At 65.5% G+C, this 14184-nt stretch carries 10 protein-coding genes; all 10 read left to right on the top strand.

Translation table 11 applies throughout. The features are described 5' to 3' along the window. Window position 1 precedes the first annotated feature (1 nt). Window positions 2–1291, top strand: a complete 1290-nt coding sequence (locus NR164_RS05470) for a DotU family type VI secretion system protein (protein WP_256822423.1) — start codon at window positions 2–4, stop codon at window positions 1289–1291. Then, window positions 1288–4788 carry a type VI secretion system membrane subunit TssM gene (tssM, locus tag NR164_RS05465; protein ID WP_256822422.1) on the top strand — a complete coding sequence of 1167 codons (3501 nt, stop codon included), beginning with the start codon at window positions 1288–1290 and terminating at the stop codon, window positions 4786–4788. Before NR164_RS05470 ends, tssM begins: the two co-directional genes overlap by 4 nt. Then, window positions 4785–5438, top strand: a complete 654-nt coding sequence (gene tagF / locus NR164_RS05460; protein WP_256822421.1) for a type VI secretion system-associated protein TagF — start codon at window positions 4785–4787, stop codon at window positions 5436–5438. The genes tssM and tagF overlap by 4 nt, the downstream gene beginning before the upstream one ends. Then, window positions 5439–6158 carry a PP2C family serine/threonine-protein phosphatase gene (locus tag NR164_RS05455; protein ID WP_046381636.1) on the top strand — a complete coding sequence of 240 codons (720 nt, stop codon included), beginning with the start codon at window positions 5439–5441 and terminating at the stop codon, window positions 6156–6158. Next, window positions 6155–9136, top strand: a complete 2982-nt coding sequence (locus NR164_RS05450) for a serine/threonine-protein kinase (protein ID WP_256822420.1) — start codon at window positions 6155–6157, stop codon at window positions 9134–9136. Before NR164_RS05455 ends, NR164_RS05450 begins: the two co-directional genes overlap by 4 nt. Next, window positions 9136–9840 (top strand): ABC transporter ATP-binding protein, encoded by a 705-nt coding sequence (locus NR164_RS05445; protein ID WP_256822419.1) that lies wholly within the window; start codon window positions 9136–9138, stop codon window positions 9838–9840. The genes NR164_RS05450 and NR164_RS05445 overlap by 1 nt, the downstream gene beginning before the upstream one ends. Then, a complete protein-coding gene (locus NR164_RS05440; RefSeq protein WP_256822418.1) occupies window positions 9840–11024 on the top strand; it encodes an ABC transporter permease in 1185 nt (394 codons plus the stop codon). The genes NR164_RS05445 and NR164_RS05440 overlap by 1 nt, the downstream gene beginning before the upstream one ends. Next, window positions 11017–12729 (top strand): SUMF1/EgtB/PvdO family nonheme iron enzyme, encoded by a 1713-nt coding sequence (locus NR164_RS05435; protein WP_017849966.1) that lies wholly within the window; start codon window positions 11017–11019, stop codon window positions 12727–12729. The genes NR164_RS05440 and NR164_RS05435 overlap by 8 nt, the downstream gene beginning before the upstream one ends. 84 nt (window positions 12730–12813) lie before the next feature. Beyond that, the gene (tagQ, locus tag NR164_RS05430; protein ID WP_256822416.1) at window positions 12814–13743 is read left to right on the top strand and encodes a type VI secretion system-associated lipoprotein TagQ; all 930 of its coding nucleotides are present in this window, start codon (window positions 12814–12816) and stop codon (window positions 13741–13743) included. Window positions 13744–13867: 124 nt separating this feature from the next. After that, window positions 13868–14184 (top strand): helicase (locus NR164_RS05425; RefSeq protein ID WP_256822415.1); only part of this gene is annotated, 317 nt, incomplete at its 3' end.

The raw sequence follows: 14184 nt of genomic DNA, 5'->3' as shown, positions 1-14184 counted from the left end.
GATGCACCCCAATGATGATGACCGCACCCAGTTCATGCCGCGCCCGGGTGGCCGTGCGCCCGAACCCGCGCGTGCCGAACCGGCGCCGCTGTCGATGCCGGCCGCGCCGATCCTGACCGGCAAAAGCCACGGCCTGAACCCGCTGGAAAGCGCCGCCGGCCCGCTGCTGGCCTTGCTGACACGCCTGCGCAACACCATCGCCCACCCGGCGCCGGCCAGTTTGCGTGCGCAGTTGCTGGCCTATCTGCGCCAGTTCGAAGAGCGCGCCGAAGCTGCTGGCGTGGCGCGCAACGAAGTGCTGCTGGCGCGTTACGCCCTGTGTACCGCACTGGATGAGGCAGTGTTGAGCACACCGTGGGGCAGCACCAGCGATTGGGGCAAGCAGAGCCTGCTGATCACCGTTCACAACGAAGCCTGGGGCGGCGAAAAGGTCTTCCAGCTACTCGACCATTGCCTGCAAAGCCCGCGCGAGCGCTTGTACCTGCTGGAACTGTTGTACCTGTGCATGTGCCTGGGTTTCGAAGGCCGCTACCGCGTGATGAACGATGGTCGCAGCCAGTTGGAAGCCCTGCGTGAACGTACCGCCGCGGCGATTCGCAGCGCCCGGGGCGACCACGAACGCGAGCTGTCGCCGCACTGGCGCGGCGTCACCGTGGCGCGCGATCGCCTGGCGCAGTTCATGCCGCCGTGGATCGCCGTGGCCATCGGCCTGGCGCTGCTGCTGGCGTTGCTGTTCGGCCTGCGCCTGAAGCTGGCCGCGGACGCCGAGCCGGTGTTCAAGAATATCCATGCCCTGGGCGAGATCCCGGTGCAGGCCATCGACCGCCCGATGGCGCAGCCGAAAGTGATCGAGCGCCCGCGCCTGGCCGGTTTTCTGGTGGAAGACATCAAGGCCGGTCGCGTCGCGGTGGAAGACAAGGTCGACCGTTCCGTCGTGACGATCCGTGGTGATGAGCTCTTTGCGTCGGCCAGCTCCAGCATCGTCGACGACTACCAGCCGCTGATGCTGCGCATCGCCGACGCGATCCGCAAGGTCAAGGGCCAGGTGCGCGTCACCGGGCACAGCGACAACCGCCCGATTGCCACGCTGCGCTTCCCGTCCAACTGGGCCTTGTCCGAAGCGCGGGCCAAGTCGGTGCTGGAGATCCTCGCGGCCAAGACCGGCCAGGGCGATCGCTTCAGTGCCGAGGGCAGAAGCGACACCGAGCCGGTGGCGACCAACGCCACCGCCGAAGGCCGTGCCCGCAATCGTCGGGTTGAAATCACCGTACTCGCGGAGGGCGTCGAGTGAAGGCGTTTTTCAGTTTCATGATTCGCTGGGTGATCCCGTTGCTGGGCCTGATCGCCCTGAGCCTGATCATCTGGTTTGTCGGGCCCCTGCTCGACGTGCTGGTGCCCGAAGGGCGGCGCTGGGCGCTGATCGTCCTGCTGTTTGCGGCCTGGCTCGCCTACCGTGTGTTCCGCATCCTCCAGGCCCGTCGCCAGGCCGCCGAAGTGATGCGCAGCCTGGCCGCGCAAACCCCGGCCGACCCCAACAGCGTCGCCACCGCCGAAGAACTCACCAGCCTGCGCCAGCGCATGGACGAAGCCCTGGCCCTGCTGAAAAAAGCCAAGCTCGGCGGGGATGAGCGGCGCAACCTCTACGAGCTGCCGTGGTACGTGATCATCGGCCCGCCGGGTTCGGGCAAGACCACCGCGCTGGTCAATTCCGGGCTGCATTTCCCGCTGGCGGCCCAATTGGGCGCCGGGGCGGTGCGCGGCGTCGGCGGCACGCGCAACTGCGACTGGTGGTTTACCGACCAGGCCGTATTGCTCGATACCGCCGGCCGCTACACCACCCAGGACAGCAACTCCCCGGTGGACAAAGCCGCCTGGCTGGGCTTCCTCGACCTGTTGAAAAAGCAGCGCTCGCGCCGCCCGATCGATGGCGCCTTTATCGCCATCAGCCTGTCGGACCTGCTGCTGGGCAGCGAAGCCGAACGCGCTGCCCACGCGGCGGCGATTCGCCTGCGTATCCAGGAGCTGTACACCCAGCTGGGCGTGCGTTTCCCGATCTACCTGATGCTGACCAAGCTCGACCTGGTGCCGGGTTTCATGGAGTTCTTCGACAACCTGAGCAAGGAAGAACGCGCCCAGGTGTGGGGCATGACCTTTGCCCTGGACGACGGCAAGCACAGCGACAGCCCCCTGGCGCACCTGCAAAGCGAATTCGCCGGCCTCGAACAGCGCCTCAACGAACGCCTGGTCGAACGCCTGCAACAGGAACGCGACCCGGCGCGGCGCGACCTGATCTACGGCTTCCCGCAGCAGTTCGGCGCATTGAAAGATTGCCTGCAAAGCTTCCTCGAAGGCGTGTTCAAACCCAACGCCTTTGAAGAGCGCGTCTTGCTGCGCGGCGTGTATTTCACCAGCGGCACCCAGGAAGGCAGCCCGATCGATCGCTTGATCGGCACCATGGCCCAGAGCATGAACCTGGACCGCCAGCACTTGGCACGCCAGAGCGGCAGCGGGCGCAGTTACTTCATCGAGAAACTGTTCAGCGCGGTCGCCTTTGCCGAGCGCGGGCTGGTGGGCGTCAACCCGCAGGTCGAGCGGCGGCGCAAATGGATCGCACGCGGCGTGCTCGCGGCCACCGTGGCGCTGGTGATCGTGGTCAGCAGCCTGTGGTGGGTCAGTTATCGCGCCAACCAGGCGTATATCGCCCAGGTCGACCAGAAGGTCGCGCCCCTGGGCCAGGCCGTACAGAACCTCAGCCCGGCACAGCGCGAAGTGCTCGCCGTGTTGCCGTTGCTCAACGCGGTGAAACACCTCGCCGGGGATTCGCCAAGTTGGTCCGAGGGCCTGGGCCTGTATCAGGGCGATATGCTCGAAGCCGAATCCGCCAGCGTCTATCGCAAGCTGTTGATCGCCGTCTTCGCGCCGCGCCTGGTGACGCGCATCGAGGAGCAACTGCACGGCGGCGGTAACTCCGACTTCCTCTACGAAGGCCTCAAGGCTTACCTGATGCTCGCCGACACCGAGCATTACGACGCGGACTTCATCAAGGCCTGGATCGCCCTCGACTGGGACCGCAACCTGCCACGCGACCTACCCACCGATCAGCGCCAGGCGCTGGCCGAACACTTGCAGGCGTTGTTCGAACGTCACCCGCCGAGCGCACGCCTCGATGCGCGCTTGATCGACGACCTGCGTCGGCAGTTGCAACAACTGCCGGTGGCCCAGCGCGTGTATGACCGGGTCAAACGCCAGAAACTGCCCGACGGCATTCCAGACTTCCGCCTCAACGAAGCCGCCGGCCGCGACGCCGCATTGGTGTTCAGCCGCAAAAGCGGCAAGCCGTTGGGTGAGCCGCTGAGTGGTTTCTTCACCGCCAAGGGCTATCGCCAGGCGTTCCTGCTGAGCAGCCTGAACCAGACCGGCACCCTGGCCGAAGAGCAATGGGTGCTCGGCCATGAGCAGGCCGACCAGCAGAACGTGGTCAGCCTGGCCGCCGACGTGCGCCGCCTGTACTTCCAGGACTACCAGCGCCAGTGGGATGCGTTGCTCGCCGACATCGACTTTGTGCCGATCACCAGCGTGGCCCAGGCGGCGGACGTGTTGCGGGTGATTTCCGGGCCGACCTCGCCGCTGAAAAAACTGCTGGTGGCGGTGGCCAGGGAAACCGACTTGCAGGCAGAGGAACGCCAGTTGGCGGCCAAGGGCGTGCCGGTCGAAGGCGGCGTGGACAAGCTCAAGGAACGCCTGGGCAACCTGCTCGGCCAGGCGCAACCGAACGCGGATGCGCCGGCTGCTGCGGACGACCCGGTGACCGCGCACTTCGCCGAGCTCAACAGCATCGTCAGCAAGAACGAAGGCGAGCCGGCGGCCATCGACGGCCTGCTGGCGGATATGAACGCGCTGTACGTGCAAGTCAGCGCCATGGTCGGCGCCAGCGGCGATGCCTTGCTCGGTGAGGCCAAGAACCAGGCGGCAGCGGCGGCCACGCGGGTCAGCCTGAACGCCCAGCGCCAGCCGCCGCTGGTGCAGGGCATGGTCAAGTCGGTGGTCAACTCGACCACCAACAGCATGATGGGCGGGGTGCGCAACCAGCTGAACGCGGCCTGGGTCAGCGAAGTGGTGAACGTGTATCGCCAGTCCCTGGCCGGGCGTTATCCGATGTCGCCGGGCAGCGCGCGTGACGCCACTCTGGATGATTTCGGCCAGTTCTTCGGCGTGGGCGGGGTGATGGATAACTACTTTCGCAAATATCTGCAGCCCTACGTCGATACCTCCGCACAGACCTGGCGCTGGCAGCCGGGCGCGGCGCAGAAACTCGGGATTGCGCCGGGTGTGCTGCAAACCTTCCAGCGCGCGGCGACGATCCGCGATGCGTTCTTTCGCTCAGGCGGTACTCAGCCGATCGTGCGTTTCGAGCTCAAGCCGGTGGCGATGGACGCCAGCATCACCCAGTTCCTGCTCGACCTCGACGGCCAGCAATTGAGCTACGACCACGGCCCGAGCCGCCCGGTGGCGATGCAATGGCCGAACCCCGGCAGCATTGGCGTGGTGCGTATTTCGATCATGCCGCCGTCGGCCAGCGGTCGTTCCGGCGTGACCCTGGACGGCCCGTGGGCCTGGTTCCGCCTGCTGGAACAATCGGACCTCACGCCCGGCAATGCGCCGGACCGCTTCAGCCTGCGCCTGCGGGTCGACGGTGCGAGCATCGCCTACGAATTGCGTGCCAACAGCGCCTTCAACCCGTTCAAGAGCCGCGTGCTCAGTGGCTTCAGCCTGCCGGAGCGGTTATGACGACGTTGGGCTTCTACGGCAAGTTGGCCAGTCGCGGCGATTTTGTCAGTCGCGCCTTGCCGCAGAGCTTTATCGGCCCGTGGGACAGCTGGCTGGCGGCGGGCCTGCTCGCCAGTCAACACAGCCTCGGCGCCGGTTGGCTCAACGTGTATCTGGTCAGCCCGCTGTGGCGCTTTGTGCTGGCGCCCGGCGTGTGCGGGCCGAACGCGGCGGCGGGCGTGGTGATGCCGAGCATCGACCGGGTCGGGCGGTATTTTCCGCTGGCCGTGGTCGCGTTGCTCGATCACGACACCAATCCGGCGTCCCTGGTGGGCGGCCCGGACCGCTGGTTTGAAGAGGCCGAAGAGCTGTTGCTCGGCACCCTGGATGCCGGTGCCACCTTCGAAAATTTCAACGCCGGCCTCGACTGCCTGGGCTTGCCGGCGACGGAACCGCGCGCGATGGACAGCCGTTTCGCCGGGCTGCAGCGGGTAGCCGCCACGGAACCCCATGCGCGCATGACCGCACTCGCCGAACAGGCCTGCGAAGGCGCCAGCCTGTGGTGGGGGCGTGGTTCGCAGACGATTTCCCCTGGTTTATTGCGGTGTCAGGGCCTGCCCGCCACCAGCGATTTTGCGCAGTTTTTGCTCGGACAAGAAGGTGTGATGTAGATGGGGTCGACGTACAAATCCGCGAGCAAAAGCCATGTGGGCATGGTTCGCCAGGTCAATGAAGACGCGTGCCTGGACCTGCCCGAGAATCGCCTGTGGGTGGTGGCCGACGGCATGGGCGGGCACGCCGCGGGGGATTACGTCAGCAGCCTGATCGTCGACAGCCTGCGCAGTGTGCCGCTGGGACGTTCCCTCGAGGAATACTCGGCGGCCTTGCGCAACGACCTGATCCGCATCAACGCGGCCGTGCGTGAAGAAACCGCCAACCGTGGCGTGACCATGATGGGCAGCACCGTGGTGGTGTTCGCCGCACGCGGCTTGCGCGGCGTGTGCCTGTGGGCCGGCGACAGTCGCCTGTATCGCCTGCGCGACGGCGTGCTCGACGGCATTTCGCGCGACCACAGCTACGTGCAAGACCTGCAAGACAGCGGCCTGCTCAGCGAGGCCGATGCCCGCGTGCATCCGCGCGCCAACATCGTCACCCGCGCCATCGGTGTGGAAGCCCAACTGGAACTGGCGGTGGTCGACCTGCTGATCGCCCCCGGCGACAGTTACCTGCTGTGCAGCGATGGCCTGAACAAGACCGTCGAGGACCACGAGATCCGCGAGGTGCTCAGCCATGACGCCCCGGATGAAATCGTGCGCAGCCTGGTCCACCTCGGGCTGAACCGCGGCGCACCGGACAACATCACCGCCATCGTCGTGAAGGTATCGGCATGAACATCGTGATCCCGGGCTACGACATCGAAGGCGAGATCGGCGAAGGCGCCATGGCCAGCGTGTACCTGGCGACCCAGCGCTCGCTGGAGCGCAAGGTCGCGCTCAAGGTGATGGCGGCGGCGCTGGCGGCGGACCCGAGTTTCTGCGAGCGCTTCCTGCGCGAAGGCAAGACCCTGGCGCGGCTGTCGCACCCGCACACGGTGACCATCCATGACATCGGCAATGTCGGCGAGCTGTATTACATGGCCATGGAGTACCTGCCCAACGGCACGCTCAAGGAGCGCATCGCCGCCGGCCTCACTCCCGAGCAGGGCCTCACGCTGATCCGCCAGATCGCTTCGGCGCTGGGTTATGCCCATGCGCAGGGGTTGGTCCACCGCGACGTCAAGCCGGCGAACATTCTGTTCCGCGCCGACGGCACCGCCGTGCTGTCGGACTTCGGCATCGCCAAATCCCTGGACGATCGCACCCAGTTCACCCAGGCCGGTTTCGCCGTGGGCACGCCGAGCTACATGAGCCCGGAACAGGCGCGTGGCCAGGAAATCGATGGCCGCGCAGACCTGTATGCGCTGGGCGTGGTGCTCTATGAAATCCTCGTCGGCAAGCTGCCTTATAACGGCACCGACGCGCTCTCCACGGCCTTGGCCCACCTGACTGAGCCGCTGCCGGAACTGCCGCTGCATCACGGGCGTTATCAGGACGTGCTGCGCAAACTGTTGGCCAAGGACCCGAATGAGCGCTTCCCGGATGCGGCGGCGTTGCTGCTGGCGCTGGATCAACTGCCGACCGAGTCGCCGGACGCCACGCAGGTGCGGCCGTTGCCGATTCCGCTGAGTTTCGATCTGGCCGGCATCACTCCGCAATCCATCGAGATCCCGACCGACAAGCCGCAACCGGCGCGCCAGCCGGTGGTGCCGCCAACCCCACGGCACACGGTGTCCGAGCAGCGCCGTGGGCCGGTGTTGGCGTTGGCCGCCGTGGCGGTGGCGGTTGCCTTGGCCATAGGTGGCGCGGGTTACTGGTGGTTGAGCGGCAGTGATCAGCCTGCCAAGCCACCGGCTGCGACAGTGCCCAAGGTGACACCATCAGTGACGCCACCGGTGGCGGTCGCCGAAGTGGACGGCGGTCAACGGCCCTTGCTGATGGCGGGCAAGAAAACCCTGTTCCAGCGCGTGCTCAGCAAACCCGGCGCGAAACTCGCCAGCGCTGCCGGCAGCGCGCCAGGCAAAGCCCTGCCGGCGTTTTCCGTGCTCTATGTGTATCAGCGCAAGGACGTCGACGGCAGCCCATGGCTACGCGTCGGCGCCGCCACCGATGGGCGCAGCGACGGTTGGTTGCCGGCCGCCCAGGTCAGCGACTGGAAGCAAAGCCTGGTGCTCAAGTTCACCGAACGCTCCGGCCGGGCACCGGTGATGTTCCTGCGCCAATCCGGCGAAGTGGAAAAGCTGCTGGCCGACCCCGCCGCTGCCAAAGGCGTGCTGGCCAAGGCGCAGAACAACCGCGACGACAACGGCCAGGTGCTGGCCCTGGAGCCGACCGCCAGCGCGGTGCCGCAGAACCAGTTCTACCTGCTGCCGATCTTCGATTCCAAAGAGAGCTTCGACGACAACGGCCAGCCGGTGCAGTTGCTCAACGTCGCGTCCATCGATCCTGGCAGCAGCGCGGTCGCCAAGCCCGCGACCGCGCTGATCAACGCCAATGCCGATGCCTTCCGCACGGCGGTAGTGCTGGTGGTCGACACCACCGTGTCGATGCAGCCGTATATCGACCAGATCCGTGATGTGGTCCACGAGTTGCAAACCCGCATCGCCGAACGCGGCGAGTTGGACAGCGTCAGCTTCGGCCTGGTGGGTTTTCGCAACAGCATCAAGAAAACCCCGGGCCTGGAATACGTGGCCAAGACCCTGATCACCCTCGACCAGGGCCGCGACCCGCAGCGCTTCCTCGACCTGGCGCGCGGGGTCAAGGCGTCGACCGTGTCCAGTCACTCCTTCAACGAGGACGCGTTTGCCGGAGTGATGCAGGCTGTCGAAGGCATGGACTGGTCCGGCTACGGCGGTCGTATCATCTTGCTCGTCACCGACGCTGGCGCGCTGCGCAAGAACGACCCGTTTGCCGCCACCCAGATGAACGAAGCCGAAGTGCGCCAGGCGGCGCTGGGCAAGCAGATCAAGATCTACGCCCTGCACCTGCGCACCGACGCCGGCAAGAAAACCCACGCCGGCGCCGAAAGCCAGTACCGCATCCTCACCGCCGACGCCAACCCGCAGATCGGCGACCTGTATACGAAGGTGCCGGGTGGCGATGTACGCAAGCTGGGCGAGCGCGTCGATGAGATCGGCACGGTGTTCGCCAACCTGGTGCATCAGGTACGCAATGACACGCCACAGCCGCTGCCCTTGCTGAGCGCCGCGCCGAGCCTGGCGGATAAATCCGCCGCCATCGGCTACGCCATGCACATGGACTTCCTCGGGCGCAAAGCCGCGAGCCAGGCGCCGCAACTGGTCAGCGCCTGGACCGCCGACCGCGACCTGACCAACCCGGCGCTGCCGGCGTTCCAGGTGTGCGTGATGTTGACCAAATTGCAGCTCAACGACCTGCAGCAGTCGCTGAAACTGATCGTCGACGCCGCCCGCAAAACCCAGACCTCGCCCAAAGACTTCTTCCAGGAAATCGCCAGCGCCTCGGCCTATATGAGCCGCGACCCGCAGGCCCTGCGCAAGGGTGGCAACCTGGCCGATGGCGGCATCCTCGGCGAATACCTGGAAGGCCTGCCGTACCGCAGCAAGTCGCTGAACATGACCCAGGATCTATGGCTGTCGTTGAGCGTGGCCGAGCAGGAAGACTTTATCGACGAGCTGGATTCGAAGATCCGCCTCTATGAAACCTTCCACAATGACCTGGCCAACTGGGTCCGTTTCGGCGCTGCCGAGCCGGGCGATGCGTTGTACCGCGTCCCTTTGTCGACGCTGCCGTAATGCTGAACCTGAACGCGGTACACAAGAGCCGGGGCGTCGGTGCCCAGCGCTATAGCCTGGTGATTCCGGCGTTGCACCTGCGCGCGGGGGAGCAAGTGGCGATTGTCGGGCCGAGCGGGTGCGGCAAAAGCACCTTGCTCGACCTGCTGGCCCTGGTGCTCGCGCCGGATCAGGTGGACCGCTTCGAATTCAATCAGACCGATATCGGCGGGTTGTGGCGCGCCGATCGGCAGACCGCCCTGGCCGAGCTGCGCAGCCGGCACCTCGGTTATGTCCTGCAAACCGGCGGCTTGCTGGGCTTTCTCGATGTGCGCAGCAATATCGCCTTATCCCGGCAACTGCTGGGGTTGAAGGACGATGGCAGCGTGGCGCGCCTGGCCGAGCAATTGGAAATCAGCGATCAACTGGCCAAGAAACCGGCGGCGCTGTCGGTCGGCCAACGCCAGCGCGTGAGCTGCGCCCGCGCCCTGGCCCATGCGCCGAAATTGGTCTTGGCCGATGAGCCGACCGCGTCCCTCGACCCGCTTAACGCCGAACGGGTGATGCAGGCGCTGTTGGCCCGCGCTCGCGAACACCGCGCCGCTTGCGTGATCGCCACCCATGACGAACCCCTGGCTCGCGCCAGCGGCTTGCAGGTGCGCCGTATCGCTTGCCGTCGCGACACTGATGGCGGCATCACCGCCACCCTCGGGGAGGTGTGCTGATGCGCCTCGGTCTGGTGGCTTCCCTGGCTTGGCAGGATTACCGCAACGATGCGTGGCTGTCGGCCTGCGCGGTGCTGGCGCTGGTCGCCGTCGTCGCGCCGTTGCTGGTGTTGTTCGGCCTGAAGTTCGGGCTGGTCAGCAGTCTGACCGAACGCCTGGAGAACGACCCGGCCACCCGTGAAATTATTCCGTTGGGCGGTGGTCGATTCAACCGCGCCTTTGTCGAGCAGTTGGGCCAGCGCGGCGACGTGGCGTTCGCCATCCCGCGCACGCGGCAGATCGCGGCGACCGCGCAGGTGGGCACATTGACCCTGGAAATGCTGCCGACTGCGCCGGGCGATCCACTGCTCGACGGTTTGCCGATGCCCCAGGGCCTGGCGCAGATCGTGCTGAGCCACACCGCCGCCGAGAAGCTCGCGGCGCGGCCCGGGGATTGGCTGGAGACCGGCTTTGCGCGCCAGGTCGCGGGGCGCGTCGAAACCCGGCGCACACGTTTGCAGGTACTCGCGGTACTGCCGCTGGAAGCCTTCGCCCGCGACGGCCTGTTTGCTGAATTGAGCCTGCTGGAAGCGGTGGAAGACTACCGCGACGGCCGTGCCGTGCCAGCGCTGGGCTGGGACGGCGACGCGGTCGGCGCGGGCGAGCAGCGGGTGTATCCGGCGTTTCGCCTGTATGCGCGCAACCTCACCGATGTGGAGCCGCTGCGGGTGTTTTTCGCCGGGCAGAATCTGTTGGTGGCGACCCAGGCATTGAGCATCGCCCAGGTGCAGTCGTTGAGCCGCAACCTGTCGATCGTGTTCTGGATCATCGCCGGGTTGGCCTTGGCGGGGGCGTTCGCGGCGATCTTCGCCGGGGCGCTGGCCGCCGTGGCGCGCAAGCGCAGGGAGTTGTCGGTGTTGCGTCTGTTGGGCTTTTCCACCGCCGCGCTGTTGCTGTTTGTGGTGCTGCAGGCGCTCTACAGCGCCGGCTTGGCCGCCGTGTTCAGTGCGGGTCTGTATGGCCTGGCCGAGGCGGGCTTGAATCAATTATTCGTGCAGGTGCCGGGCGAACACGCCAGCCACCTGCTGGCGCGTCATTACGGCCTGGCCCTGGTGGCTGTGCTCGGCGTCAGCGCCGTGGCGGCAGCGTGTGGCGGTTGGCGCGTGGCGCGTATCCAGGCTTCTGAAGGAATCCGAGATGTATAAGTTACTGGGCGCCGCCTTGGCGCTGAGCCTCGCCTCGCTGGCGTGGGCCGATGAGGCAAGCGATAAGCTCGACAACCCCAAGCCGTTGCCGGACGACGTCAGCCTGCCGCTGCCGTGCGAAGGCAACATGGTGTTCCGTTACGTCTATGTGCTGGCCCAAGGCACGTTGGACGACCGCGAGATCAGCCTCGGCTACCCCTTTGCCGAAGGCGAGGCGGGCTATCAGCAGTCGTTCATTTCCGGCTATCGCCGCGACTTTATCAACGGCCAGTTCAGCCTCAAGGACCTGCCGAAAGACTGGAACAACGTCATCACGCCCTTGATGCCGAAGACCGACGCCAAGACCCCGCTCAAGCCGATGCTCTACTTCATCGGCAAGTACGAAGTGACCGCGCGCCAATACGCTCTGGTGATGTCCCAGGCGCAATCGCTGGCCAGTGGCGAACCGGCGCCCGCGTGCGATGCGCCCAGCGGCATGGCCGGGCGTTTGCCCAAGGTCAAGCTGTCGCGCTTTGAAGCCGAACGCTTCTCGGCGGTGTACAGCGCCTGGCTGATGAAATACCACCGCGAGTTGCTGCCGGTGAGCGGGCGTGGCGCTTCGGCGGACGACGGCGGCCTGGGTTTTGTGCGCCTGCCCACCGAAGTGGAATGGGAGTTCGCCGCACGCGGGGCCCAGGCCGTGAGCCGCCAGGACTTGGAAGGGCGCCTGTTCCCGCGGCGCATTGAGGGCAGCGAAAGCGACGGCCCGCTAGCCGATTGGGCGGTGTTCAACCAAGTCGCCGGCGGCACCGGCCAGGCCGCGCGGCTGCTGCCCATCGGCACCAAATTACCCAACCCGATCGGCCTGTTCGATGTGATCGGCAACGCGGCGGAAATGGTTCAGGAATCCTTCCAGCTGGTACACGCCGGGCGTCGCCAGGGCGCCTATGGCGGCTTTGTGGTCAAGGGCGGCAATTACCTGGAGGGCGAAGGCACGCTGTTCACCGGCATGCGCCGCGAGTACCCGTTGTTCGCCGCCGACGGCACCGAGCAAAGCAACGAGACCACCGGTTTTCGCGTGGCGATCGGCGCGCTGTCGGCACCGCGTTCGCGCTACAAGGAGCTGTTCGCGCAGTGGCAGAAAGAAGGCCGCCTGGCCTCGCTGACCGATGCCATCGATGACGCCCAGGACCCGACCAAGCGCCTGGACAGCATCATCGCCGCCAGCGTCGACCCACGCCTGCAAGCCGAGCTGGGGCTGGTCAACGAAGAGCTCAAGCGCAACGTCTCGCTGATCGCCCAGCAACGCGAAGAAGCGGCGGGCAACCTGATTCAGTCGGCGGCGTTGGTGGCCGAGACCATCAATAACTACAACATCCGCCTGACCAATCTGCAGAAGAGCCGCCAGCAGGCCGTGGACGCCAAGGACGAGGCCAGCGCGCAGCTGTTTGCCGCAGCCATTGCCAACGGGCGCAGCGCCCTCGACGGCGCAGTGGCGATCTATATCGACAACCTGGCCACCGGCACGCGTTACACCGATGCGGTGATCCAGGCGCAGTTTCAACGGATCAAGGAAGAGTTGGATCGCAAGCCAGTGCTCGGCAAAAGCCTGGTGACGCGCGCGACACTGTTCGTTCGCCATGTCGGCAACTACCGAAAGCAACAGCGGGCCGACCCGGCAACGATCTTGAAGGAATTGCTCGCAGCCAGTGGTCAGCGGTCTTGATCGCTGGCTATAGAGCGAGCTTGGAAGGGACTCAGGCGGCGGTGGGCCGTGCTGGGCAAGTCAAACTTAAAAGAGAACACACCTATGCTTTTTTCCCGTAAGGCGGTTTCCAAGCGTCACTTGCTGCTGATCGCAGCCGGTTTCAGCACCGTGTTGACTGGTTGCGCCACGTCGCCGACGTCCAAAGTCGCGTCGAGCACCAAGGTCGAGTATTACCCGAACTGCTACGAGCCGGTGCAGCACCTGCGCGCGACCGATTCGGACATGACCAAGTCGGTCGTCACCGGCGCGGCCATCGGCGCTGCCGGCGGTGCATTGCTCGGCGCCCTGACCGGCGACTCCGAGAAGCGCGGCCGTAACGCTGCAATCGGTGCCGCGGGCGGCGCCCTGGCTGGCGGCGCGGCGGGTTACTACACCGAGCGTCAGAAGCAGATCGCCGATGACAACCAGCGTATTGGCTCCTACGCAGCCGACGTCAATAAAAGCACCTCCGACATCGACCGCAGCACCGCCTACGCCAAGGCCTCCCAGCAGTGCTACCAGAGCGCGTTCACCAAGCTGGTGGCCGACCGTAAGGCCAAGACCGTCAACGACACCGAAGGCCGCAAGCGCCTGGCGGAAATCGTTTCCGGCCTGAAGGAATCCAATGACCTGATCGTCGCGGTCAACGGCAAGGCCAGCGAAGACCTGAACAACTACACCCAGGCTTACGAGAAAGACCTGCAACAGGTAGGCGTGCAGCGCAACGACGTGGTCACCGTGGCGACAGCGGATGCCACTCCGGCGGTTGTACCGGCCAAGAAAGGTAAGTTGACCAGCAAAGTCGTGACCAAGCGTCCGCCGCTGCCTGTGGTGCCGAAAGAAGCGGTCGCCACCGAAAGAACCTTCCAGACTGCCCAGACCAAGCAAGATGAAAGCAAGAAGGTCGCCAGCGCCGGTAAAGCACAGATCGAAGGCACTTGCCGCGATCCGAACCTGGCCGACTGGGCGCCGGTACCGTGCCCTAACGTATAAGCAAGTTGTTGCTATAAGCGGTAAACGCCAACCGATCTCCGGCTAAAGCGCGAGATCGGTGGCGTTCTTTCGGCAATTCGTTACACTGCTGCGGCCACTCAATAATTACACCGAGGCCGTGTGCATGAAATTTCGTCTTCTCCTCTGGGTACTGGGCCTGATGATGGGCAAAGCCAGCCGCACCAACCCTGCGTTCCAGCAGCAGTTGGGTGACAAAGACCTGGCGTTCCAGTTGCAGACTCTCGACGGCAAGGTTGCCCGTCACTTCATCGTCAAAGACCAGCGCATCACCAGCCGCTCGGGTGTCCACCCTGCGCCGGCCTTCGCCATTGCCTTTAAAGACGCCGCCTATGGCTTCGCCACGATGCAGGCGAAGAACAAGCAACTGGCGTTCATGACGGGGATTCAGGACAAGTCGATCCAGATCAAGGGCAACCCGGC

Origin of the sequence: Pseudomonas sp. Pse79 (genome assembly GCF_024519615.1) — a bacterium.
Classification (GTDB): domain Bacteria; phylum Pseudomonadota; class Gammaproteobacteria; order Pseudomonadales; family Pseudomonadaceae; genus Aquipseudomonas; species Aquipseudomonas veronii.
This window is presented reverse-complemented; position numbering and strand designations above follow the sequence as displayed.